The organism is Streptomyces sp. PH10-H1, assembly GCF_030063355.1.
Lineage (GTDB): Bacteria > Actinomycetota > Actinomycetes > Streptomycetales > Streptomycetaceae > Actinacidiphila.
This window is the reverse complement of sequence record NZ_JASISZ010000002.1, coordinates 265,617-289,566: the sequence shown is the minus strand read 5'-3', so window position 1 is coordinate 289,566 and position 23,950 is coordinate 265,617. Positions and strand designations below refer to the sequence as shown.

Genomic DNA, 23,950 nt, shown 5'->3' with positions numbered 1-23,950 from the left:
ACCGTGGAACCCAGCGTCCCCGGCACGACAGCCGACGCGCAGCCCTACCCGACACCACCCACGGGGACCGGCGAAAGCGACATCACGGGCACAGACTCAGCCGACCAACGCGGTGAAACAACGAGGCAGGTCTCTTGCTGGTAGAGCCGCAGCCATACGAACGCATCTGCTGAGGCCGGTAGTTGCTGGTAATCACGTGTGCCCTTGCGGACCACGCCGATGACCTGCTCGCCCGGCGAAGGATCGCGTTGCAGGTTGGTCAGGAGTTCCTCGGCACGTGCTCCGGTAGAGATCCAGAAGGCGACGAGCGCCCGGTCGCGGTTGTACTTCAGCTGTGCGAATAGCTGGTTGAAAAGCTCATCGGGAACGCGCCGGGGGATGCGTTTGGGGATCGTGGGCCGGTACCGGCCCTTTCGCTCGTCCTTGAAAGCGCCCTTCGGGCTGTGGTGAGCGTTGGCCCGGCGCCCGTGGCGTGACCGGTCCAGAGGGAAAGGGTTGATGATCGGGCCAGTGCCCTCGTCCAGGTGGAAGTCGTAGAAGGCCCGCAGAACCGTCTCGCAATGGGCACGGGTTCTGGCTGCGTACTTCGTGCTCTGAGTCGGCTTCCCGGTGACGGGGTTCGGTGTGCCTGGCGTCGGCTTGGCCAGCGTCCTGGGCTTCGCCGGCAGGGCCACGGCTGGTTTGCCGCGGTGCCGCCAGTGCACCCGCACCGGCTTGTCGGCTATCTGCATCCATCGGGCGAAGTCGCGCGCGTCAGCCCGGCAGGCTTGGTTCCACTCGACGTCTAGGGCCCATAGAAAGCGCCACCACCGAAGCAGGTCCATGCCGTAGGACCTGATCGTCGTTGCGCGCCTACTCGCAGCCTGGAGCTCCGTAAAGTACCTCGCAGCCGGCTCGACCAAGACGCCATGTTGGTCGAGCAGTTGGTAGGGCTCCCAGGGGTTACCTGTCTCGAATAACTGTCCGATCTCGGGCAGGGCAAGGCTTTTCAGATCCCTTCCGGGACCTCTTGAGTCAACCATGACGGGAAGCTAGCAGATAGGGCTCTGACCTGCGAAAACTCTCAAGTCAGTTTAGTTAACACGCCGCAACCTGTCGGACCGCACCGAAGACTTCAGTAGCGCACGAAAGATTTCAGTGAGGGGAACTTAAGTGGACGTCAGCGCTGGTCAGCGCACCGGAGGTTCGGCTGCGACGGCGGCTACTGAAGTGTTCAGTGCGCCGACCATGACCCAGACCACCGCACGAAAGATTTCAATGCCCTGGTCACAGCCCTGCCGACTGAAATCTTCGGTGCGGTCCGACACAACCGCTGTCGGGCACCATCCGTTCCTTCAGCAGACAGTAGGCCTGACCTGGGTGCTGAAGTTTCCACTTCAGGCGCGATCCCACCGTTCGTCTCAGGCAATGCTTCAGCGCGCATGCGAATGCATGCGGTCGGCCGAGGTGCTGGTGGGCAGGATCAGCGGTGGAGTTGCCAGCGCGATAGCGGGAGGCCATCTGGTGTGTTGTCGATCCTGTCTATACGTTCGCTAACCATGAGTTGGACTGCTGTGCTTGCGGTATTTGGTGCGGCCACCGGCGCGCTAGGCCGATCCTCCGCACATAGCTGAATCGGATGAACTGATGAGTTGGCCGGTACTTCGATCAGTGCGGGTCGTTGTTCTGGACGTGCCGATATCTCGTTCGCGTCGTTCCCGGGTCCAGCGCCCCCGCATGTCGGTGGAGTTGGCGCCTGTGGTGGAGAGGCGTCTGGGCGCTCTGCCTGCCTCTGCCGAGTTTCTGCGCCGGCTGGACGTGGCCGGGATCATCGACGAGCTGTGTCCTGTCCGTGAGGTGGCTCATCTGACGCACGGGCAGGTCGTCGAGGCGCTGATCGCCAACCGGCTGTCCTCGCCGACCTCGATGGTGCGGGTGGAGGACTGGGCGCGGAAGTGGGCTGTCGAGGAGGTCTTCGGCATCGAGCCGGACCTGCTCAACGACGACCGTATCGCCCGCGCTCTGGACGCGATCGCCCCGCACCTGGAGGAGATCACCGGCTCGGTCGGCGCGCGGGCCATCGCGGAGTTCGGCATCGATACCGCTCAGATCCACTGGGACATGACGTCGATCTCCATGTTCGGCGCCTACCCGGACCAGGAAGAGGAGTACGCGCAGGTCAGATACGGTCACCCCAAGGACCGGCGGGTCGACCTGAAGCAGGTCCAGGCCGGACTGGCCGTCACCCGCGACGGCGGCATCCCCGTCTTCCACCGTGCCTACGACGGCGGAGCGGGCGAGGTCGCCCAGGTCGTCGGCGCGATGAAGGCCCTGCGGAAGATCGCCGACCGCAAGGACTTCCTGCTCGTCGCGGACTCCAAACTGGTGTCCTACCCGAATATCACCGCCCTGCTTGACGCCCAGGTCGGATTCGTCGCCCCCATACCCGCGGCCCAGGTCAAAGCAGGCTTCTACGCCACTGCCGACCTCGGGGCCGCCGAGCTGGTCGACTACGTCAACGACCGCGACCGCGAGCGGGAGACCCCCGCCGACCAGCGCGAGTCCTACCGGGTCCTGGAAGACGTCCACGCCATGGCAGGACCACGCAAGCGCGACCCGGTCCACCACCTGCGCCGGATCCTGGTCCACTCCACCGGCAACGCGGAGGGCCAGCGCAAAGCACGCGCCAAGCGTCTGGCCAGAGCCACCGACGATCTGGAGAAACTGCAGAACTCGGCCGGCGGCCGGTACTACACCACCGCCGAGAAGGTCCAGGCCCGGATCGGGGTGATCACCAAGTCCCGCCGGGTCGCCAGCTGCCTGCGTACCACCGTCACCGCCGGCCCCGACGGGAAACCCACTCTGGCCTGGCACTTCGACGAGGACGTCCTGGCCGCCGAAGCCGCCGCCGACGGCTGGTACTGCCTGGTCACCGCTCTGACTCCGGAGCAGGCCGACACGGCCGAGGTCTTCCGGCGCTACAAAGGCCAGGGAGTGATCGAACGCCGCTACGGCGACTTCAAAGGACCCCTGGCCGTCGCGCCCCTGTTCCTGGAGCACAACCGCCGCATCACGGCCTTGATCACCGTGATCTGCCTCGCCCTGCTGGTCTACTGCCTGATTGAACGCCAGGTCCGCCAGGCTCTGGGCCCCGAGCAGACCATGGCCGGCCTCTACCCCGACAACCGCAAGGTCCGCCCCACCGGCCGCATGATCCTCTACCACCTCGACGGCCTCATGCTCCGCCCCGGCACCGCCACCGACCCACCCGTCATCCTCGTCAGCCGAGGAGTCCAAGCACACCTGCTCGAACTCCTCGGCATCGACGAAACCCGGCCCCGCTGGCTGGAGACCTAAAACCCCATGTGCGAAGTCACCGGCTAGGGGTGACCTGGCAGATATGGAGTCACCGACTCACCGGCGGTCGGGTGCAAGTCCTTGCGCTGCGAGAGCGCCTCGGGCGTGACTGGGTGGTCTCGACATCGGTGGTCAACGTCGGGCGCCAGGACGTCTCCCTGATCGGGTACACGGTCTGGTTAGAGCCCAGCGGTATGCGGTGGAAGCGGATCAAGTGGAAGGCCCGGATGCTGCCCCGGTACGGTTTTGCTCATGTCCGGCGCCTCCTCATCACCGTCCCGCCGTCGCTGAACATCACTGGTAAGGCATGGCTTCGGGATGATCAGGACAGTGTCCAGTTCCCCTTGGTGATTCGGGCCGGCACCACGCTGAGGCTTCCGAACGTCACGCTGGGTTGGGTGTCAGATGCCAAGTTCCAGCCGCGGGTGGGCATTCACGTGGGTTCCGGGAGGATTGTGCAGGCCGAGGTCCTGGCCGCAGATGCCTTCGAGCCGATCGACATCAGCACGGAGTACGACGTCGTGGCGCATATGGAGATCGACGTACGGTCGGATGCCCAGCTGGTCGGCCCGGACAGCGCTCCCGGAAGGCCGACCAGGATCACCACCAGCGTCCGCAGCCGCGGCGACGGCCGGATGGATGTGGCCATCTCTACCGCCGATGCGCGTGATCGCGATAGTTAGGCGGTAGGGGGCGGGCTCGATCGCGACGCGTCTCGATGTCGGAATCGTGCCTTGCTGTGGGGGTCCGGATCTGTGGGAATGCGGCTCCTAGGCGATTCGCCTACGGCAGTATCGCCTCCCATGGACTCCTCTGTGTTAGCAGCTCTCATATCCACCCCAGTGGCCCTGTTCGCCTCTGTGGCTGCGTACGCGGCCGGCCGAGTCCAGGGCCGCGGTGCTTATCAAGGGCCTGTGGCTGCGGTGCGTCGCCAGCACCAGCGCGAGGCGTACGCCGCCTTGCTCACGGCGGCGAACACGTACATCAATCATACGGATTGGGGCGTGTGCCTCCGCGAGGCGCGGAGTCAGGTGGGAACCACGGTCTTCAGCGACGAGAGCCGCGAGCAGGAGGTCAACCAGCGTGCCGCTCGCGTCCGTGCCGATGTCCCGGTCGCGCCCGTACGTGCCGCTGCCTCCGTGGTCTTCCTTGAGGGTCCCGAGCGCATCGCCGAACTCGCTCAGAGCGTTGTCCACCACACCGACCTGGTACGTGGTGACGCGCGCTCAGGCAACGGCCCTGGAGGCGTGCTGACAGCCCTGGCTGAGGGACGTCAACCCGTTGTTCCTGCCCGGTACCGCATGCTGCAGGCGGTTGACGCGTTCACCGTTGCTGCACGCAGTCACCTCAACGGAGGCGACAACGTCTCGTCGTGACACTCGGGTCGCTGACTTCTGGGGGACGGCGAGACCGTACGGCGCCGGAGGGCGGCGACAGGGCCGCTTGCGCTCAGGCGCCGATGCCGTCGAAGTCCAGGTCCTGCGGGCGCACGGGCCGCAGCCCGCTGACCGCGCCGAGCTTCGGTTCCAGCGCGCGCAGGATGAACAGCTGCCAGTCGGTGGCGGCGTTCCACTTCTTGTCGGCCAGATGCGCGGACCAGTGCAGGAACGCCGACCATGTGCGGATCCGCTCGACCTCGATCTTGTAGGCGTAGTCGGACAGGCCGCAGATGGTGTGTGTCGTGCGCCAGGCGACGAGGTCCGCCCGTGTGGTCAGTCCCAGGAAGTCGAGCGGGCTGTGGCCGTCGTCCGCGTTGTAGAACGCGGTGTTCGCGTCCTCCTGGTCGGCCCATACGTGCCCGTCGCCGTCCCCGACCGGCTGCATGCATATGTCGCAGATCGCCATCAGGTCAGGGGCGGGCTGGTCACTCACGGGCTTCTCCATGCCGCGCGAGGATGCCTCCTCCCCGCCGTTCCTGCGGCGCCTGACGGCCGTCCACAGCCCCGGCCCCCGGCTCCGGCACTGCGCAGGGGCCGGGGCCTGCGGCCCCTGCGCAGTTTTCGTGCGGGCGGAGGTCAGATGGCCTCGGCCTCGCCTTCTGCCGTCTGGGTCGGCGGCGGGTTCCGGCGGCGCTTGCGCTTGTTGCGGTAGGACTCTTCGCTGGCGCGGGGCAGCACGATCTGGTTCATGATCTTCTTGGTGATGCGTTCGCTGCCGGTGGCCACCGCGTCAAGGGCTGCTTCCCGGATCAGGATCGAGAGGCTGTTGATGCTGCCGCCGGTGCGATCGTGGAGGTACTCCCAGTCAAGGCTGCCGGGCTTGTGCTTGAACAGGCCGAGCTCTTCCTCCATGGACTTGATCACGAGGGCCCATTCCCGGGCCGCTTCGAGGGTGTCGATTTTGAAGCGGTCCAACTGGAACAGGGTGAAACGGCCGGAGGTCTGGGTGGCGCGTTCCGTGTGTCCGTCGCTGGTGTGCGCGGGCAGCGAACCTATGGGGCTGCGGCCTTCGAGGAAAAGACCGGACTTGAGGACTTCGACACCGGTGTAGACGAAGGTGGCCGCGCAGAAGTTGGCGAGGTTCTTCAGGTGGTCGTTGGCCAGGCGGCCGTCCTTGACGGAGACGTCGAGGAAGTGGATGTCGTCGATGATGAACAGCTGGGTGCCGCACTTTCGCAGGGCCTTGAGGACCAGGGTCGTGATCTCGGTGCTGGTGGCGCCGGCACGGGGGAGTTCCAGGTTCATGTACTCGGCGATGGCGGCGGAGAGCATCTTGGGGGTGGCTCCGGCCGGGACGCTGATGTAGACGACGGGGATGTAGTCGGGGCCCACGGGGTCGAAGCGTTCGGGATATTTGCGGCGCAGTCCCATCTCGTAGTCGGCGGCGAAGGTCTTGACCAGGGTGGACTTGCCGACCGTGGGCGGGCCGTCGATGACGATGCCCGGTCGCGCTCCGGCCGGGGCACCCTTGTTGAGCTTGAGCTTCTTGGTGATCTGCGCGTGGATCCGGTCCATCGGCGGGGTGCGCAGGATGATGAAAGCGGAGTGGTAGTCGTCGCGGGCCTCGTTGAAGATCTCCCGTTCGGCATCGTCCATGGCCTGGTAGGCGGCCCAGGCCGGCATGGCGGGCATCCGCGGCGGGTGAGCGATAGCGGCCAGATAGGCCCGCCATTCCTCTTTCGTGCGGGGCTCGGAGAATCCGGGGTGGATCACGTCAGCCTTCCTGCGTCTCGTCGCCAGGTGACCAGACGGGCAGGGTTCCGAGGTCGCCGAGGTCGAAGCGGTGCGGCCGGGTGGGCGCCTCATCGTCGGTGTCGTCGTCAACCTCGACATCGGGGACGGCCTTGAGCGAGGGAAGACTGTCCAGGCGAGAGGCGCCGGCTTCCTGGGCGGCCTCGGCAGCGCGGTGCTGATCGCGGGTGACGGTGCGGGCGCGTTCGGCGTCGCGGACACGTCGGCGGCGGTCGGTGGTGGTCCAGGCTTCGGGGGCGTCGGTGCGGTTCTGCAACTCGCGCAGGGCGTCGGCGACTTCGTCCTGGTTGTCCGGGTTGCCGCGGCGGACGGTGACCAGGCGAATGGCCTCGCGCAAGGTGACGTCGGTGAACGGCACGTGGTCGTTGGCGGCGTGGGTCCAGCGCAGCACGTGCCAGGTGCCGTCGACGGGGTCCTGGAAATAGGCGTGGAGCACGTTGCGGGGGTCGATCCGGATGGGCCACTTGCCGCCGGGGTAGGGGGAGGTGGATTTCCGGTAGCGGTAGAGGATGTCCGCGTCGTAGGTGAGGTACTGGTACTCGACGCCGTAGGGCTGGATGGTGCGCCACTGGATCGGCAGCAGCTCGTAGTACAACTCGGGATCGGTCGGGCAGGCGACGTAGCCGCTGCGGGTCACGGCCAGGGCGTACGCCTCGTTCGGGGAGAGCCGCAGGTCGGGGAAGCCGGGCATGACCAGACCGTCGTGGTGGCGGCGCTGGTAGACGGAGACGACGTATTCGGCGAAGAAGTCTTCGAGGTCGGGGATCGACCAGCGGGCACTCTGCTCGACGTTCTTGCCGCGGTGGACGACGTCGTTGCCCTTGTAGCCGGCGACGTGCTTGCTGAACTGATTGTTGATCGTGGCAAACACGGCCTCGACCTGCGGTTTGTCGGTCGGTTTTCCTTTGCGGCCCAGTTGCAGGTTGATGCCGAGCCGAGTGCAGGCGCGGTGGACGACGTCGGAGTCGAATTGCTTGCCGTGGTCGATGATCAGGGTTTCGGGGAAGACCACGGGGCGGGCGGCACCGTCGGCGAGGCGCTGGTGGTAGTCGAGTTTGCGGGGCAGCGGGATGCGGGCCATCTGGTAGCGCAGTCGGTCGGCCCAGCCGGGCCGCATCGGCTCGGGTGTCATGGCATCGATCAGCAGCAGACCGACGTCGACGGCCTTGGTGGCCTCGGGGGTGATCCGCCAGGACAGCAGCGAGCGGGTGGCCAGGTCGAGAGCGACGGTGAGTTCGACGCCGTGGGTGGTGTCGGTGGCCGGGTCCCAGGCGCGGATGTCGAGCGGGGTGGAGTCCATCAGGACGACCTCACCGGGCCGGTGGGCGATGAGGTGTCCGAAGAGCCGGTCGGGTTGCTGGGCGGTGGTGCGGCGGGTGGTGGAGGCGCCGAAGGTGTGCCGGCCTTTGAGCAGGAGCTGGGTGTAGCGGTGGAAGGTCGCCCGGGAGGGCAGTCGCACGGTGCCGTCGCCGTGCTTGGCGTTCAGGCGGTTCTGTACGCGCCGGTGGAAGCGGTCGAGGGTGCCGGTGGAGTCCTCGATCTCGGCGGTGTGCTGGTCCAGGATCGCCTCGATGATCCTGGCGTCGACACCGGAGAGCGGGTTGGACACCTTGTGTTTGCGCCGGTCGACCAGGCCCCACAGCCCCTCCGCCCGCCATGCGCCGAGCACGTCCCACAACCGCCGGTCGGTCATGCCCAGTTCCTGGGCCTTGCGGGCGATGCGCTTGCGCAGGGGAAGGTCGGGGTGAAAGTCGGGGTGCGGGTCGGCGCCTTCGGCCTGCGCTGCCAGGGACCGGTAGCCGGTGGTGGCTTCCAGCAGATGGCCCTCGAGTTCAGTGACGCGTTCGATCTCCGTGTCCGGCAGGCCGTCCAGGAGGGCGCCGGGGCTGAGGGTCACCTCGTTCTCCCGCGCGGGGCTCTCGGGGCTGGCGGCGGCAGCGGCGGTGCGGAAGGTGGGGTCGGCGAGCAGTTCAGCGGTCAGGACGATCTGGAAGGAGCCGCCCTGGGAGCGCAGCCGTACGGCGGTGTCGAGGAAACCGATCACCTGGTGGCGCTCGTCCTCCCATTCGATCCAGTCGCTCAGCTTCAGGCGGGCGGCGGCCGGGGGCCGGGGGGCGGTCGTCATGAGAGGTCCTTCGCGGCGGTCACGGTGGTGGAGGCCCGCAGGGGCGCATCGAGGCTGCAGAGCAGGCGGTGGTGCCACAGCAGGTGGCACAGCACGGGGAAGGCGAGGTCCGGCTCGTCCATGAAGCTGAGCAGCTGCCCGGCGCCCACCGGCCGCTCGGCCAGGGCGATCAGCCGGTCGGCGAGATCGGCCCCGGCGTACAGGGGACGGCGGTAGCCGGCGAGCCAGGAGATGTTGGCGAACCGCTGCGTGTCGACGTCGCCCACCAGGTGGTAGTCCCAGCCGAGTTCCTCGCACGCCTCACGGGTGCGTCTCGCCTGTACGAGGACGTCGGGGTGGTCCAGGAGGCGGGGATTTTTGACGTCGACCAGCAGCGCGGTGCCATCGGAGCGGCGGCAGAAGATGTCCGGGGTGTGTTCCCACACCTCGCCGACGCCGACCCCGTCGAGGATCAGTGACTGGGTGGAGATGCCGACGATGTCCTTGTCGAAGTCGTACAGCGTCAGCCACTGCGACTCCAGATAGCTCTCGTAGCCCAGCAGCGTGCCGGTGGTGGCGGACCAGAACCAGCCGGGGGTGTGCTTCTGCCCGATGTAGTGCGGGATGCGGCGGATCGGCGGGCAGTGCTCGAACGCCACCTCGCCTGCCTGGCCCAGCGTGCGGGTGACCGGTGCTCCGGTGGCGGCATCGAGGCTGGTGACGGTCAGCCGTGGCCGCGGCGCCGACGGGACGATCCGGCGCAGGGGGCGCGTACGGGCAGACGGAGGGCTCACAAGTCGGCTCCTTGGTAGGGGTGTCGGGCGAGAAGGTCCGTGCCGTACGCGAGGAGGGCGGTGGCGACGGACGGCGGTAGGCGGGTGCGGAAGCGGCGCCAGTTCTCGGCTACCGATTCGGTGTTCGCGCGGCTGTCGGCGGCGTAGGCGGGGGCGTCACGGGCGTCGCCGCCGGTCAGGGCGGTCCACACCCAGATCGCCGCGTTGCGCTGGCGGCGGGGTGTGACGGGCAGGCCCAGGGGGCGGTAGGCGGCGAACAGCACGAGGTGCGGGATCTTGTGAAGGTGGGCCAGGGCGCGGCGCCGGTGGGCGTAGTCGACCGGACCGCGCTGCAGCAGCCGCTGTGCGGCCTGGGCGATCGCCTGCCAGAACGTGTCGGTGTCGGTGATGCGGCGCACGACCACGTCCGAGACCCGGGCGGCCCGGTGGGCGTCCATCTCCAGGGCGCGGGCGGCAGCCGCCCAGCTTCCCGCGCCGGCCAGGCGGGCCAGGGCCAGAGCGGCCAGGCGCCGTCCGCTGGCCGGCGCGGTGCCCGGCAGGTGTGCGGCGACGAGATCGGCGTAGTCGCCCTCGTCCAGCAGTTGCGGGATGTGATCAAGGCCCAGCGCGGTGGGGACGGTGACGGTGCGGACCCTTCCGGCGACCCGGGACAGCGGCGGGATCGCCTGCTCGTACGCCCAGGCCAGCGGACCGGGCAGGGGAAGGTGCCGCAGCGGATTGTGCTTGACCTTCCGGCGGCGGGCCACGGCCGCCTTCACCCACGCCTCCATGGCCGCCGCGACAGCATCTGGGCTGGCCGCGGAGAGGATCGGCTCGACGGCGGCCAGCACCGCGATGGTCAACTCCGTGCTCGGGGGCATCGTGCGCAGGGCGGAGGCGAAGCCGCCCTGCGACCGCTGGCGCGTCGCAGTGGCCAGTTCCCGGCGGGCACTCTCGGGCACCGCCAGATCGTCCACCAGCGGGCAGAGCGGAGCGGCGAAGCGGATCAGGGCGGCCAGCGAGGACAGGGCGGTGAACCACTCCCATGCGCTCACCGCCTGGCCGCCGATCCGGGCCGTCTGCCCGTTGGCGACGTTCAGGATGTGGCTCTGCCAGGCGGCGAGCGCCGACGGCAGCAGGTCGGCGGGAAGATCGCGGACGTCTTGCGTGCAGCGGGTTCCCCCATGGAAGTTGCCGCAGAGCACGGGATCGGTGCGAAACCGCTTTGACAGGCCGCGCGGCCGGCTGCGCAGCCCCTGCCGCAGCCGGATCCCGCACCGCGGGCACACCTCTACCAGCCGCACCCGGTGCACGGGGCACACGGCCACCGACCCCAGCCGCCAGGCCAGCTGCCACACGCCCCCGCTCTCAGCCAGGCACGGCGGGCAGGCCCGCGACGCGGACAACAGGGCCCACCCCTGCCGGTTGATCACGTTCACCGACCGCTCGTCCGCGATGTCGATGCCGCTCAGGTCCAGGGCCGTGCCCGCGTAGCGGGACAGGTGCATCGCCTGGACCCCCGTGGGGCGGATCCCGGTCGCCTGACGGATATGGGCCAGCGTCACGGGGGTGGGGACGATGCCGTAGAACACTGGATGGAATTCGGCCCCGATGGTGGTCCGGGCCTGCAGCCCGAGTGCCTGGCCGATCACTCCGGGCGGCACCAGGTGATCGGCGGCCAGCCGGTCCACCCACGAGGCGAGCGCCTCGCCCTCCTCCGGCAGGAGCACCAGGGCCATCCGTCGCGGCCCGGCGGGCAGCACATGCGGACCGCTCCTGACCGTCAGGGCGGCTACGCGGTCCGTGAGCGCAACGGCTGAGGGCGCCAAGAACCGGAGGGACTCAACTGCGGACACACCCCACCCCCGTAAACGCACAGCTCAGCGGCCTCCCCAGGCCGCAATGTAGGATATACCCTACACATTGATGCACTACCGTTTTCCTGTGCCGACTACCAGTGACCTCGCCGCCGAGCGCCGCATCGCCTTCGGGCACCGTGTGCGCGAAGTGCGCATGCGGGCAGGGCTGACGCAGACGGCTGCCGCCAAGGCCTGCGGGCTGGACCGCTCCTTCTACGCGGAGGTGGAAAGCGCCCGGCACAGCGTCTCGGTGGACCGCTTGTACGCCATCGCCGACGGGCTCGGCGTCTCCGTGCACGAACTGCTGCCCGACAATGCCGGCCAGCCGGTCACCGCGTAGAACGCCGGTGAGCCGACTGGACCTCGGGCTGCCCAGACGCCTCGCGCTGGTCGTCGAGCCCTTGCCGGGGGAAGCCCTGCTGAGCTGGCTGAACATCATGTCCGCCGAGCACGGCGGTCTTCCCCGTCTGCGGACCGCGCAGATCACCGGCGTCCTGGCGGGCGACGAGTCCCGCCATGCGCTGGGGACGGGCTCAGCGCTGTATTACCCCCATGCCGCGAAGGTCGCCAGGATGCGGGCGGCAGCGGCACTCACCGAGCTCCAGGTGACCAACATGCTCTGGCACCGCTTTCGCGGTACCGCGCTGTACCCGTTCGGCCCGCAGTGGGTGAAGGAGACGAGCAGGACCTCACTGTTGAAGTGGTGGATTGACCCGAACGCGCTGCGGCTATGCCCGCGTTGTGTGGACGAATCCGGCGGGCGCTGGCTGCTGGCCTGGCAGCTGCCCTGGGTCTTCGTCTGCCTCACCCATCGCTGTTATCTCGTCGGCGCTTGCCCCGTCTGTGGCCGGGCGTTCACCGCACACGGCACCAACCCATTACACGGCGCACCTCACTACCCGCCTCTGGTGAACGGCATGCGCCAGCGTCAATGCGGTGCCCGGCTGCGAGAGCTGCCCGCTGTCCCTGCGCAGGACGACGAACTCCTCGCGCTGCAGCAGCGGCTCTGGGACGCTCTGCACGCCCCCGCGGAGGGGCACGCGGAGTCGTTCGGCCTTTTCCAGGACCTGTGGGCGATGGCCTGCCTCGCACTTTTCACCGCGCACCCGGAGGACCTCAGTGGTGCCGACACCGTGGTACGCGAGGCATTCGCGGCCTTCTGCCGGACCCACGACGGTGCGGCCGGACGCCGTTTCACGGCCTCGGAGCTGCGGACCCCGCCTGTGCTGGTCCAGACGGCCGTGATCCGCACAGCCGCTCGCATCGTCTTCGCCGAGGATCCCCTCGCAGTGGCCGACACGGTGGCGGGTCTGTCCCGTGATCCCCATTCGGCCGCGATCATCGCGCTGCGCAAGGCGTGGAACGTGCGTCCTTTGTTCTTGGTCACGCGTCACACCACCGCCCGGATCAAGGCCGTCATGGACGTGGCCGATTACTCCGGCTCCGGCCACGCCCCGCCCCCCAAGCGGCGCTCGCGCACCACGACCTTCGCCACAGATCTGGGCGAGCGCTGATGAGCGTCGCGATGCCCCGCCGTATGGCGCTGGTCGAACTGCCGCTGCCGGACGAGGCCCTGCTCAGCTGGGTCGACCACAACACCGCCGCACTCGGCCTCACCCGCTCGCGCACCGCCACTGCCCTTGGGCTGATGGCCGCCGGCCCTTCCACCGGTCTACGCCTGCAGAACCTGACCCACTGGATCTCGGACGCCACCGCCGCCCGCATCCAGGCCGCCACCGGCATCCAGCGGGCCGCCTCCCTTAGCCTCACCCTGCGGCGCTACCAGCCCGCCGCCCTGAGGGCGGACGTCCCGCCCCCGGACGAGCTGAGGCCCGTGTCCCCGCAGGGGATGCTGTCCGGACAGTTCGTCTACCGCCAGTTCATCACCTACTGCCCCACGTGCGTGCGCGAGCAGGGGCGGTGGTCGATCGCCTGGCACCTGCCGTGGACGTTCACGTGCCCCCGGCACCACTGCTATCTGGCAGGCGTCTGCCCGGCGTGCCAGAACGCCGTCGCACCCAGCCGCGGCCCTCTCACATCCGGCTGCACTGCGCCGATACCGGCCGGGTCCCGCCCCACTCGCCGCCACCCGGGCCATACGGAGGGCTACACCCGCCGGTGCGGCGCCGATCTGGGCACAGCCCATGCGGTCGCCGTCGAGGACACCCGCGTGTCTGCCGCACAGCAGTACGTGAACAATCTCCTCGACGCGCCGACCCGATGCGGCGCCGCTGCCCGGCAGGCCCTCATCGACGTGCGCACGATGATGGCCGTTGCCCTGCGCTTCGGACGTCTGGAGCATCTGAAGGACGCCGACCCCGCCGTGTGCAGCCGCTTCAACGAGTTCACAACGAGACGGGACGGGCTTCCCCACGCCTACATCTACGGGGTGTGGGGGGCACGAGCGCCGTTCGACCCACTCTTGATGGCCGCGGGCGTACGAATCGCTCACCTCATGGTGACATCGCCGGACCCGTCAGCCGTTCTCGCTTCCGTACTCCCCTGCGACGGGCCGCAGCGGCGCGAGCGGTCCTTCGCCTTCGACCGCACCGACTGGGTTCAGGTCAGCCCCCGGTACGAACAGCTCGCTCGTCGTGCGATCGGCATCCGCGCCTACGAGGCCTGCGTACGCAAGGTGGCGTCGACCCCCACCACCTGATCGCCTCCGGCGCCCTGGTCAGTGTCGCAGGCGGGAGCCGGCCGCCCGGTCAGGTCTTCGTTGAGGCGGCCGTGCAACAACAGGAGTGCCGGGACGTCCGCGTCGGGGGTGAGGCGTTCGATCAGGGCCCGGATGCGGGCGTCGTCTCCTGTGCGGACGGCCGCGACGATGCCGTCGATCGTCTCGCGCACGGATGCCGGCACGGTGCTGTGGTGGGTCTCCATCACTGGTAGCTACCCGCCCGGGCGCGTGGGGACGGGTCGCTCGTTCGGGTGAGGCTGCCGGGCCAGGGCGGGGCCCAACCACGAACCGGCCGGTCCGGCAGCCCCGGGTGGCCGGGCAGGCTTCCGGGGCTGCCGGCCGGTGCAGCGTGGTGCGGTACGAGGGGTGAAGGCGACCGCACCACGCTGGTCTATCGGACGGGCCACGGGCAGCGGGATGCCAACGCGGTCCATTCCCGGTCGTCCTGGCCGGGCACCAGGCGCCCGGCCGCCGCCCAGCGGCCCGCCAGCTCGGCGAAGATCGGCTCGTCCACCGGGAGCCGAACCGTCCCTCCGGTGGTGCCGCCGACGACCGGCACGGGCCGGAACGTCATCGTGGTCATGGCGGTCTAACGCGTCAGCGCCGCTGAGGTCACCCGCGGTGGCGTCGGCGGCCGTGCAGTGCGGTGCGGGCTTGGTTCTCGCCGAGCAGGACACCGAATTCCTTGAGGGCGCGGCTCTGCACGTCGGCGGGGCTCGCCGCGTCGTCGTCCTGGAGCGCGAGGTCGGCGGCTGCCTGGGCGAGGACCTGTTCGCGGTCACTTCCCTCCGGGCCCGCTCCGGTGGTCAGGGCGGTGAGGGTCTGCCGCCACAGGGCCCCGCTCACCGGCTGGCCTCGCGTGGCGCCGAAATGGAGGCGGGCTCGGCCGCCGGCTCCATCTGATCTTCTTCGTCATCGGGCCACCGGCCGTAGGGTCCGAGGCAGCCCGGACCTTGCGCGCCGAGCGCGACGGGCCCCTTGCGGCGGTGTTCGTCCCAGATCAACGTCGTGCCCCTTCCTGGCCGGCGCCGTGGCGGCCTCGGTTCCTGCTGGTCCGTCTTCGGTATCAGGTGAACGCCAGCTCGCGGAACTGGTTGCGGATATCCGTCAGGGGCTGGCGGTCGCGGGTGTAGTAGAGCTTGTTGGTCAGCAGCACGGCCCAGGTCCCCTGTTTGGGTGAGATCCACAGGCCGGTGCCGGTGAAGCCGTAGTGCACGTAGACGCGGCTCTCAGGGTCGGTGCCGGGGGCGGGGTGCCAGAACAGGCCCCGGGCGGGCTCCATGGCTCCGGTGTGGACGCTCAAGGACTCCTTCACCCAGGCCGGCCCGAACCCGGCCCGGCTTGGTGCGGTGGTGCGGTCGAGCATGTACCGCAGGAAGCGGGTGAGGTCGTCGAGGACGGAGAAGGCGCCGGCGATGCCGCACACGCCGCCGAGGAGGCGGGCGGAGAAGTCGTGGGCGGTGCCTTTGAGGTGGGTGTCGGTGTCCTGGTCGAGCTCGGTGGGGGCACAGCGGGCCGCGATGTCGGCGGTCAGGGGGCCGAAGCGGGTGTCGGTCATGCCGAGCGGCTGCCAGGTCCGCCGATGGGCGAGCTGGTCGAGCCTTTGGCCGGAGAGGTGTTCGGCGAGGTAGCCGAGGATGAGGGCGGCCCGGTCGGTGTATTCCACGGCCTGGCCGGGCGGGCGGTGCAGTTCCTCGCGCAGGACGCCGTCGCGGATGTCCTGCGGGTCGGTGCCGTAGAGGTTCTTCAGGTTGGCCCGCAGCGGGACACCGGCGGTGTGGGTCAGCAGCTGGTGGGCGGTGACCTGGCCCAGCGGGCGGCCCTCGACCTCCGGCCACAGGGTGCCCAGCGCGGTGTCCAGGGGCAGCTTGCCGTCTTCCCACAGGGCCCCGATGGACGCCCACACGGCAAGGATCTTGGTGAGGCTGGCGACGTCGAAGACGGTGTCGCGGCGCATGGGAAGGCCGGGCTCGTCGGGGTCGAGGACACCGGTGGTGCCGCTGATGCGGGTACCGTCGGCGTCGCCCACGGCCCACACCGCACCGGGGTAGACCTTGTCGCGCACCCCTTCGTGCAGCAGCTGTTCGATGCGGTCGGGCTGGTGCGTCATGGTCTCCCTGTTCGCCGTGTGTCCCGCCCGTCAGCGTAGTGACGTGGCCAGCTCCGGTCCGGCAGTGGCGCGTCGTCGAACCGGGTGGTCCTCATAAAGCGAGGTTTTCGGGGCACGCCATGAGGGTGAGCCAGGGCAGCAGTGGGAACGTCCAGGGTTCGGCCGCAGAAGCGGCCGTGCCTGCGGATGCAGGCAGGTTGCTGTGCGATCAGCTGGCCGAGGCGATCGCCTCGATCCGTTCGCGTGGCGCGATGGTGCAGGGCCTGAAACCTGCTCTCCCCGGTGACAGCCCGGATACCGGGCCAGGCGACGGGACGGCAGCGTAATGGGCCGTCCCCAAAGGGGACTTGGCCGCAGGCTTGGGGGAGCGAAGCGGCTGGGAGGCCGGTTCACCGCCACTGGGTGATCTTCTGGTGCAGGCAGCGTTGCATAAACTGTCGCCGGAGTGCCGGGAGGAGAAGCCTGCCGCGAAGAGCACAGATCAGAAGAGGTAGTGCCCGGGCCGGGTGTTCCGTCACCAGCCGTGTGGCCAGCCAACCGCCCCGGGCCCTGGTCGCTCTAACGGCCCCGCGCTGTCCCCTGGCTCGGCGGGCTCGGCCGCCGCTCAGTGCGCCGCTGGGCGCATCCCCGTGCCGCGGTGGACGTTTGATGACGCGCTTTCGGGTGACCCGGTCATCCGGCGGAGATGCCACAGGGCCGGGGCCTGGTTGGGACAACAGCCGAGTCCTGGCTGTGGCACGGACCCGGCACCCGCCCCGGCGCGGGGGCGGGTGCCCGCAATGCCTCTGTACAACCCGCCACGACCGCGTACAGGGCACCGTCCTGGGTAGAAGGGCCTGGGTGCGCCCGCGGCTACTGTCATGGCAACCTCCAGGCCGCGGGCGCACCCGCACACTCCCCACCGGACGCCTTGACGGCTGACAGCTTGCGTCATCGGTCAGGCGAGCCGGCGGCCGAGTCCGGCCAGAGCCTCGGCGGTTGCGGTCAGCGGGTAGCGGGCGGCGTTGGCCAGTCCGGCTGCCCGTATCGCGGGCAGCAGGCTGGGTGAGGCTCGCAAACGTTCCAGGTCACGGGCCAGGGCGGCGGTGTTGGTGAAGTCGGTGGCCATGGCGGAGGCCGCGAGGGCATCGCGCAGGCCGGGTACGGGCTGGTAGAGGACGGGCAGGCCGCAGGCTTGGGCTTCCAGTGCGACCAGGCCCATCGCTTCCAGGGTGGTGGAGGGCATGACGAGTACGTCGTGGTCGGCGAAGGTTTTCCACAGCTGCGGGCGGCGGAGCCAGCCGAGGTAGCGGGCGTGCACGCCGGCCCGCTTCAGCAGCGGCGCCAACGCGTGGAACTGGGCGCGGGGGGCCGCGATGCTCAGCTCGACGCCCGGAGCTCGGGCCAGGCCCTTGACCAGGGCTTCTCCTCCCTTCTCGGCGGTCAGCCGCCCGGCGTACAGCAGCCGCAGATGACTGGCGTGGGTGCGGGCCGGCCTGGGCGGGGGGCTGGCCAGCAGGTGATCGGGGATGCCCCACGGGATCGTCTCGATCTTGCGGCGGTCGGTGTGCGGAGCCAGTCGCAGAAGGTGGTCGGCCATCGCGCCGGTGGGGACCACGATGGCGTCGGCGGCCCGCGCGCTCTCGCGCAGGATCTGCATCTGGTCGCGGTGGGCTTCGGCGAAGATCAGGTCGGTGCCGTGGACCAGGGCGATCCTGGGGTGGGCGGGCAGGGCCCGGATCAGGGCCGGGGTGGCGCCGAAGGCGAGGTGCTGCAGGTGCAGGACGCCGATCTGGTGCGGGTCGATCGCCACGGTCAGGGCCTTGCGGAGGGCGGTGACGTACCGGCCGAAGGCGGGGCCCTTCAGGCACTTCCCGCTGACGCTCAACAGGTCCAGCCCGGCCCGGGTGCGGGGGCGGGGGCCGGGTCCGGTGGGGGTGAGCATGAACGCGGCTGCGGGCAGGAGCGGTTCGGGGCCGGTGTAGAGGTCGAGGAAGAGTTCGACGCTGCCGCCGGGGCTGCCGGCGGGCAGGTCCAGGGCGGTGGCCACGAGCGGGCCGGGCACGGGGCTGATCAGGGGGCTCACCGGGTGCCTCCGGGGATCTCCTCGTACAGGCGGGACATGTCGATGCCGTCGCTGTCCATGTATTTGAGCCCGTGCCTCTGGTAGCTGGCCCGGCGGCCGAAAGTCGTCAGGAAGACCAGCTTGCCCAGCGTCATGCCCGGGTAGACCCGCACGGGTTTGGCGGCGCGGATTTCCAGCGTCCAGCGGATCGCGTGTCCGACGTGGCCGAGCGGGGCGGAGACGTGGACCCAGATGCCCAGGGAGCCGGTGGTGCGGTTGCCGTTGAGCATCTGTGCGTACGTCTCCGATCCCGTCCGCTCCAGGGTGACGCCGAGGTAGAGCGTGCCGGGCTGCAGCTGCACTCCCTCGTTGGGGATGGTGGTTTCGGTGAAGGTGGTGGGTTGGGCGGCATCCAGTTCGCCGTCGCAGGTGCGTAAGGTCTCGCCGAGCCGCCAGTCGTAGGCGTTTGGGGACAGTTGTTCGGGGTCGTAGGGGTCGATGGTGATCTCGCCTGCGGCGACGGCGGCGGCGATGGCGGCCTGGGTGAGGATCACGAGGCCACCGCCCCGAGCTGGACCTGGGGCAGGTCCTGCCAGTAGCCGGAGGGCTGGGGGCCCAGGGCGGCCTGGTATTTGCCCGCGTAGAGGTCGACGGGGCCGGTGGAGACGAAGAACATGATCTGGCCGATCTTCATGCCCGCGTAGACCCGCAGCGGTCGGATGGGGGAGAGCATCAGGGTCCATTGGCCGTGGAAGCCGATGTCGCCGATGGGGGCGGTGATTTCGACGAACAGGCCGAGCCGGCCGACGGAGGAGCGGCCGAACAGCAGCGGCACGAAGGTGTCGGAGCCGACTTCTTCCAGGGTGTGGCCGAGGTAGAGCTCTCCGGGCTGCAGGACGAAGCCGTCTTCGCCGATCGGATGGGCCGTGGTGGGGTTGGGTTGGTGGGCGTCGATGACCGGCTCGGTGTAGGTCAGCAGCGTCGGGCCGAGGCGGACGTTGTAGCTGTTGGGGTTGACCTGGCCGGGCTCGAACGGGGTGATCCGCAGCCGGCCGTCGGTCGCGGCGGCGGTGATCTCGGGGCCGGTGAGGATCATCGCGGCTCTCCTTCGTCGCTGTCGGGAAGGGGGTCGGCCAGGACGTGCCGGACGGCCTGGCCGAGGGGGATCCCGGCCTGATGGGTACGGCCTCCCAGGAAGGCTTCCGCGAGGTAGTCGGTGGTCAGCACGGTGCGGATGCCGGCGGGCAGCGGATCGGGGGCGGTGACCAGCGGGCCGGCCCGCTCGGTGAGGCGGGCCAGCAGGCCGGGCAGGTCGCCGGCGTCGGCCTCGGGCAGGGGTGCGTGGAGGAGTTGGTTGCCGAACGGCTCGATGGCCAGCAGATCGGCCAGGTGCAATACCTCCCCCAGCGGATATTGCGTGGGCCGAAGGGTCGTCTCGTTGAGGATCACCGCGGCGGCGCCGAGCCCGGTGTGCAGTCGGGCAGCGACCTCGGCCAGCAATTCCCGGCGGCCGGGAACGGTGCCCCGCCAGCGGTCGGTGACGTGGCCGAGCGGGGTGTTGAGGCGTTCGCGCAGCAGGTCGATCTGCCGTGTGATGGCCTTCAACTCTTCGGGGGCCTGGCCGGCGGTGGGGAAGAGGCAGGTGTGGGCGGCCCAGCCGGAGCCGACCGGCTCGGTGAGCGCGTACCCGGCGCCCAGTTCGCGGCCCTTGACCACGAGGGTGTTGCCGACCGGCTCGGGCGCGTAGTAGTCGCTGTGGCAGTGGCCGGCGAAGATGACATCCAGGAACGGGCAGGCGTCGGCAAGGTGCAGGTCCTCCTCGAAGCCGGAGTGCGACAGCAGGATCCAGGCGTCGGCCTCGTGGTGGTGTTCCAGCAGGAGTTCGACCAGCGCGCGGACGGGGTCGGTGACGCGGTGTCCGGCCCGCTGGCCGAAGGGGATGGCGTTGAAAGCCCCCGGGCCGATCACAGCGGTGACCGCGACCTTGCGGCCGCCGATCTCCGCCAGGTGCAGGCGGCGGAACAGCGGCTTTCCGGTGGCGTCGTCGACGGCGTTCGCGCACACGGTCTTCTCGCGCAGGCCCGCCTCAAAGTGGTGGGTCCAGCCGTGATTGCCGGGGGCCAGGACGTCGTAGAGCGACAGCAGGATCTGGCGTTCGATGGTGCCGCCGCCGAGCCGGTAGTAGCCGGTGCCCTCGAAGAAGTCCCCGCAGTCCACCACCAGCGACGTGGCCCGGGCCTGGTGGAGGTGGGCGAGCATCGGGCCGACCTGGTCGAGGGCGGAGTGGACGTCGGTGGTCGCCACGATCCGCTCCAGCACCCGGGCCGTCATCGGGCGCCCTCGGTGATGTCGGCGCCCAGCGTGCGGAGCTTGGCGGGCAGGTCTGCGTGTCCCCGCCGCAGCTGGCCCAGGCCCGTCACGGCCGTGGTGCCGCGGGCGGTCAGTGCGGCGACAAGTAGCGCGGAGCCGGTGCGGATGTCCGTGGCCTTCACCGCGGTCCCGGTCAGGCGCTGGGGCCCGGTCAGACGGCACTGGGTGGGCGCCAGTTCCTCGATCTCGGCGCCGAGGCGGGCAAGTTGGGGCAGCAGGTTGCCGTGGCGGCCGGGATTGATGGCGTCGGCGAACAGGTGGGTTCCCGGCAGCCCGAGGGCCAGAGCCATCAGCGGCGGTTCGAAGTCGGCGTCCAGGCCGTCCGGCGCCAGCGAGGCAATCGCCCGCAGCGGGCGCCCGCTGACCTGCGCAGCCGGGTGGACGGTGACGGCGTCGGGGGTGAGGGTGACCGGAACGCCGAGCCACTGAAGGCAGTCGGCCAGGGCCCGCACGTCCGGCCCGTTCACGCCCTCGATGCGGCCCGACCCGCCGGTGGCCGCGATCGCGCAGGCCAGCGTGCCTGCCTCGATCTTGTCACCGGGCACCGTCCACGACACGGCGGCGGCCGCATCACCCGGCGGCGGCGCGAGGGTCAGCCTCTCCGCACTGGCGTGAGCGTCCCACCCGGCCTCGCGCAGGGCGGCCAGCACGCCGGTGGTCTCCGGCGACAGGTTCGGATTGGCCAGCTCCAGGCGGCAGCCCGCGACGACCGTGCGCAGGATCGCGGCGATGCTCGCGCCGCGCGACCGGAAGGGCAGGTGCAGGGCGACCTTGGCCCGGGGGGTGCCGGCCCGAACGCGGTATCCGGTGTCGGCGACGTGGACGGTGTCACCGAACGCCTCATAGACCGTGAAGTGCTGGTCCATGCCACGGTCGCCGACCTGGCAGCCGCCCGGCCAGGGCAGTTCGGCCTGCCCGAAGGCGGCCAGCAGCGGCGGCACAAGGTAGTACGAGGCCCGGATGCGGGCAGCCTGCGGCAGCTCGGGCACGGCGGTGCCCGAGCGGTGGGGCAGAACGATGACCGTGGTGGGCTCCGCGACCGGGTGGGCGACGCGGTAGCCGCTGTGCTGGATCAGGGCCAGCATGTGCTGCACATCCGCGCTGGCCGGGACGCCGGTCAAGTGGACGCTGCGGCCAAGAGCCGCGGCGGCGGCCAGCAGCGGCAGGGCCGCGTTCTTCGAGCCGTCCACCCGCACGGTGCCGGCCAGCGGGCGGCCGGGGCGGACGGTGACGGCATCGACGCCGGTCAACGGTGTCGGGGCGAGGGACATCAACAGCCTCCAGGCGGTGCACGGATGCGGGTGGTCGGTGCCGGTCGTGCTGTGCTGACAAGGGGCGGCCCGGCCGCCGGCACGTCGGTGCGGCAGCGGCCAGGCCGCGAGGGACACCACCCCCTCTCGAGGGGGTGTCTGCCGCCCGGCGGTCCCACGGGAAACGGCCGAGCGGCCCCGGCACGGGGCACACATCGCCAAGGACGGCGGCTTCCCGTACCGGAAGACCAGCTAAGTTCAGGCGGCGGTGAGGTCCTTGCAGGTCAGCGCGCAGGTGATCTGCTTGCCGACCGGGGTGGACTCCACCGTCCAGCCCGGGGCGAGCGCATCGAGGATCCACAGTCCCCGGCCGGTCTCCGCGTCCGCGTTGTCCGGCGCCCTCTCGCCTCGGCTGGGTACCGCGGCGGGCTCGGGGTCGTGCACCTGGACCAGGACCTGCCCCTCGCCACGGGAGACCTGGACGATCACCGGCGTCCACGGGCCGCACAACCGCACCGCGTTACCGACCAGTTCGCTGGCCACCAGCCGGGCCGCCTCCGCGACGTCCTCCCCTATCCCCGCGGAGGCAACCGATTTGAACACCTCGGACCGCATCTCGTGCAGATGCTCGGCGCTGGCGCTCATGTGCAGGACTAACCCGCCGGGACGGTGCAGCAGATAGAAACCGCAGGTGGCCGCCTGCGGCACGGACGGCGGCGGCTCCACCAGCCCGGGACGGGCCTGGTCTTGGTGCATCGCGTGCTCCCCAGTCGACAGGCGGGCCGCCGACCGCAAGATCACCGGCCGGGCTCGCGCTGTGGGTCGGCACGTCGGCCCCCGAGGGCGGATCCGTCCCCGGGCAGTCGGCGCAAGGCATCGGCATATGACACGAACAGCGATGGGTTCATCACTGTTCGCTACCGGGGATCAGCATGCTCCGGCAAAACCGTCTGAGGCAATATGCCTGACCCAGTTTTACTCAGATCGGTTGTCCTACCCGGTGTTGCGGTCCACACTGACGCCATGGCGTGGAAGAAGAAGCCCGTGCCCCAGTCGGTGTACCGCCGTCAGCTCTCGGCGCGACTGGCGCAGTTGAGGGAGCAGTCCGGCCTGACGCTGACCGAGGTCGCCCAGAAGGTCGAGGTCAACCAGGGCTCGCTGAGCCGTATCGAGAACGGCGACCGGGGCACGACCCCCGTCCTGGTCAAGGCCCTGCTGGACTGTTACGAGGTCACCGACCCGGTGATCCGCGAGGACATCCTGGACCTGGTGAGGGCCGATCAGGCCCAGCGCAAGCCGTGGTGGCGGAAGTACTCCGCCGTCATCAACACCACCCAGTACGGCGGCTACCTGACGCTGGAATCGAGCGCCACGACGCTTCGCTCTTACGAGCCGCTGCTGATGCCGGGCCTGCTGCAGACCCCGGACTACGCGCGGCAGGTCATCGGCGAGATGCGCGTCGACCTGAGCCCGAAGCAGGTCGCCGACCTGGTGGACGTGCGGATGAACCGGCAGTCCCTGCTGGAGGGTGAGGACGCCCCCAAGCTGTGGGCGGTGATCGACGAGGCCGCGATACGGCGGATGAGCGGATCACCGGGCGTCCTGCGGGGACAGCTGGAGCATCTGCTGAGCGTCGACCGTCCGAACCTCACCTTGCAGCTGATGCCGTTCGACGCCGGATTCCATCCGGGACTGTACGGATCGTTCATGCTCATGGGTTTCCCCGAGCCCAACCCGGACGTGGTCTGGGTGGAGAATCTGACCAACTCGGTGTACTTCGAGGGATCCGAGGATGTGGAACGCTACACCGAGGTCTTCGACCATCTGCGGGCACGGGCCCTCGGCCCACCCCAGACCCGCAACCGGATCAACGAAATGATCAAGGAGCTGTAAGTGAGCGCCACCAAGCCCGACCCCGCCGAGATGGACTTCTCCGGTGTCACCTGGGAGAAGTCCCCGTTCAGCGGGGGCAACGACAACTGCATGGAGTTCGGCGTGAAGGGCGACCTGATCGCCGTGCGCGACTCCAAGCGGCCCGAACAGACCCCGCTGGTCTACACCCGCAGCGAGATCAAGGCCATGATCTCCGGTGCGAAGGCAGGGGCCTTCGACCACCTGGTGTGACAGCAGACAACGGCAACCTGTCGGTCTGAGGTACGAAAAAGCGGCGGCCGGCCCCCGCGGTAGTGGGGCCGGCCGCCGCCTTTTGTCATCTTCCCAGACCGCTGTGACC

The 23,950-nt window shown here is 69.6% G+C and carries 24 protein-coding genes; 8 read left to right on the top strand and 16 right to left on the bottom strand.

Annotated elements, in window-relative coordinates; all coding sequences use genetic code 11:
• Positions 1–44: 44 nt before the first annotated feature.
• Positions 45–824: a site-specific integrase gene (locus QMK24_RS02605; protein WP_283463376.1), complete on the bottom strand. Its 780-nt coding sequence runs from the start codon at positions 822–824 to the stop codon at positions 45–47.
• 913 nt (positions 825–1,737) lie between these two features.
• Here QMK24_RS02605 and QMK24_RS02600 point away from each other — a divergent pair.
• The 3 genes from QMK24_RS02600 (at position 1,738) to QMK24_RS02590 (ending at position 4,712) form a co-directional block, all read left to right on the top strand.
• On the top strand, positions 1,738–3,336 hold the full coding sequence (locus QMK24_RS02600) for an IS1634 family transposase (protein WP_283463375.1): 1,599 nt from the start codon (positions 1,738–1,740) through the stop codon (positions 3,334–3,336).
• Between the two features lie 29 nt (positions 3,337–3,365).
• Positions 3,366–4,019, top strand: coding sequence for a hypothetical protein (locus QMK24_RS02595; protein ID WP_283463374.1), 654 nt, complete (start codon positions 3,366–3,368; stop codon positions 4,017–4,019).
• 231 nt (positions 4,020–4,250) lie between these two features.
• Positions 4,251–4,712, top strand: a complete 462-nt coding sequence (locus QMK24_RS02590) for a hypothetical protein (RefSeq protein WP_283463372.1) — start codon at positions 4,251–4,253, stop codon at positions 4,710–4,712.
• Between the two features lie 73 nt (positions 4,713–4,785).
• Here the strand turns inward: QMK24_RS02590 and QMK24_RS02585 are convergent, their stop codons facing one another.
• The 5 genes from QMK24_RS02585 to QMK24_RS02565 all read right to left on the bottom strand — a co-directional run bounded on the left by QMK24_RS02585 (position 4,786) and on the right by QMK24_RS02565 (position 11,167).
• Positions 4,786–5,208 (bottom strand): hypothetical protein, encoded by a 423-nt coding sequence (locus QMK24_RS02585; RefSeq protein ID WP_283463371.1) that lies wholly within the window; start codon positions 5,206–5,208, stop codon positions 4,786–4,788.
• Between the two features lie 143 nt (positions 5,209–5,351).
• The gene (locus tag QMK24_RS02580) at positions 5,352–6,488 is read right to left on the bottom strand and encodes a TniB family NTP-binding protein (protein WP_283463370.1); all 1,137 of its coding nucleotides are present in this window, start codon (positions 6,486–6,488) and stop codon (positions 5,352–5,354) included.
• Between the two features lies 1 nt (position 6,489).
• A complete protein-coding gene (locus QMK24_RS02575) occupies positions 6,490–8,652 on the bottom strand; it encodes a TnsB C-terminal domain-containing protein (protein ID WP_283463369.1) in 2,163 nt (720 codons plus the stop codon).
• A complete protein-coding gene (locus QMK24_RS02570; RefSeq protein ID WP_283463367.1) occupies positions 8,649–9,425 on the bottom strand; it encodes a TnsA-like heteromeric transposase endonuclease subunit in 777 nt (258 codons plus the stop codon). The genes QMK24_RS02575 and QMK24_RS02570 overlap by 4 nt, the downstream gene beginning before the upstream one ends.
• The gene (locus QMK24_RS02565) at positions 9,422–11,167 is read right to left on the bottom strand and encodes a TniQ family protein (protein WP_283463366.1); all 1,746 of its coding nucleotides are present in this window, start codon (positions 11,165–11,167) and stop codon (positions 9,422–9,424) included. The genes QMK24_RS02570 and QMK24_RS02565 overlap by 4 nt, the downstream gene beginning before the upstream one ends.
• A gap of 181 nt (positions 11,168–11,348) precedes the next feature.
• Here QMK24_RS02565 and QMK24_RS02560 point away from each other — a divergent pair, with 181 nt between their 5' ends.
• The 3 genes from QMK24_RS02560 to QMK24_RS02550 are packed head-to-tail and all read left to right on the top strand — an operon-like array spanning position 11,349 to position 13,922.
• A complete protein-coding gene (locus tag QMK24_RS02560) occupies positions 11,349–11,603 on the top strand; it encodes a helix-turn-helix domain-containing protein (protein WP_283463365.1) in 255 nt (84 codons plus the stop codon).
• Positions 11,604–11,610: 7 nt separating this feature from the next.
• Positions 11,611–12,777: a TniQ family protein gene (locus QMK24_RS02555; RefSeq protein WP_283463363.1), complete on the top strand. Its 1,167-nt coding sequence runs from the start codon at positions 11,611–11,613 to the stop codon at positions 12,775–12,777.
• Positions 12,778–12,788: 11 nt separating this feature from the next.
• The gene (locus QMK24_RS02550; protein WP_283463362.1) at positions 12,789–13,922 is read left to right on the top strand and encodes a TniQ family protein; all 1,134 of its coding nucleotides are present in this window, start codon (positions 12,789–12,791) and stop codon (positions 13,920–13,922) included.
• On the opposite strand, the gene QMK24_RS02545 is transcribed toward QMK24_RS02550, so the two are convergent.
• The 10 genes from QMK24_RS02545 to QMK24_RS02500 all read right to left on the bottom strand — a co-directional run bounded on the left by QMK24_RS02545 (position 13,877) and on the right by QMK24_RS02500 (position 22,473).
• Positions 13,877–14,146: a hypothetical protein gene (locus QMK24_RS02545; protein WP_283463361.1), complete on the bottom strand. Its 270-nt coding sequence runs from the start codon at positions 14,144–14,146 to the stop codon at positions 13,877–13,879. The two genes, QMK24_RS02550 and QMK24_RS02545, sit on opposite strands and share 46 nt — an antisense overlap.
• 188 nt (positions 14,147–14,334) lie before the next feature.
• Positions 14,335–14,526: a hypothetical protein gene (locus QMK24_RS02540; RefSeq protein ID WP_283463360.1), complete on the bottom strand. Its 192-nt coding sequence runs from the start codon at positions 14,524–14,526 to the stop codon at positions 14,335–14,337.
• A 29-nt stretch (positions 14,527–14,555) separates the two neighbouring features.
• Positions 14,556–14,789 (bottom strand): hypothetical protein, encoded by a 234-nt coding sequence (locus QMK24_RS02535; RefSeq protein ID WP_283463359.1) that lies wholly within the window; start codon positions 14,787–14,789, stop codon positions 14,556–14,558.
• A 220-nt stretch (positions 14,790–15,009) separates the two neighbouring features.
• Complete coding sequence (locus QMK24_RS02530; protein WP_283463357.1) at positions 15,010–16,053, bottom strand: serine hydrolase domain-containing protein; 1,044 nt, start codon at positions 16,051–16,053, stop codon at positions 15,010–15,012.
• A gap of 937 nt (positions 16,054–16,990) precedes the next feature.
• Positions 16,991–18,118 carry a glycosyltransferase family 4 protein gene (locus tag QMK24_RS02525; protein WP_283463355.1) on the bottom strand — a complete coding sequence of 376 codons (1,128 nt, stop codon included), beginning with the start codon at positions 18,116–18,118 and terminating at the stop codon, positions 16,991–16,993.
• Complete coding sequence (locus QMK24_RS02520) at positions 18,115–18,651, bottom strand: dCTP deaminase (protein WP_283463354.1); 537 nt, start codon at positions 18,649–18,651, stop codon at positions 18,115–18,117. Before QMK24_RS02520 ends, QMK24_RS02525 begins: the two co-directional genes overlap by 4 nt.
• A complete protein-coding gene (dcd, locus tag QMK24_RS02515; protein WP_283463353.1) occupies positions 18,648–19,193 on the bottom strand; it encodes a dCTP deaminase in 546 nt (181 codons plus the stop codon). The genes QMK24_RS02520 and dcd overlap by 4 nt, the downstream gene beginning before the upstream one ends.
• Positions 19,190–20,428, bottom strand: coding sequence for a bifunctional UDP-sugar hydrolase/5'-nucleotidase (locus QMK24_RS02510; RefSeq protein WP_283463352.1), 1,239 nt, complete (start codon positions 20,426–20,428; stop codon positions 19,190–19,192). The genes dcd and QMK24_RS02510 overlap by 4 nt, the downstream gene beginning before the upstream one ends.
• Positions 20,425–21,738 carry a carboxyvinyltransferase gene (locus QMK24_RS02505; protein WP_283463351.1) on the bottom strand — a complete coding sequence of 438 codons (1,314 nt, stop codon included), beginning with the start codon at positions 21,736–21,738 and terminating at the stop codon, positions 20,425–20,427. The genes QMK24_RS02510 and QMK24_RS02505 overlap by 4 nt, the downstream gene beginning before the upstream one ends.
• Positions 21,739–21,975: 237 nt before the next feature.
• On the bottom strand, positions 21,976–22,473 hold the full coding sequence (locus QMK24_RS02500; protein WP_283463350.1) for an ATP-binding protein: 498 nt from the start codon (positions 22,471–22,473) through the stop codon (positions 21,976–21,978).
• 267 nt (positions 22,474–22,740) lie between these two features.
• On the opposite strand from QMK24_RS02500, the gene QMK24_RS02495 reads away from it, so the two are divergent.
• Both QMK24_RS02495 and QMK24_RS02490 read left to right on the top strand, forming a co-directional pair.
• Positions 22,741–23,610, top strand: a complete 870-nt coding sequence (locus QMK24_RS02495; protein ID WP_283463349.1) for a helix-turn-helix domain-containing protein — start codon at positions 22,741–22,743, stop codon at positions 23,608–23,610.
• A complete protein-coding gene (locus tag QMK24_RS02490; RefSeq protein WP_283463348.1) occupies positions 23,611–23,841 on the top strand; it encodes a DUF397 domain-containing protein in 231 nt (76 codons plus the stop codon).
• Positions 23,842–23,950 lie beyond the last annotated feature (109 nt).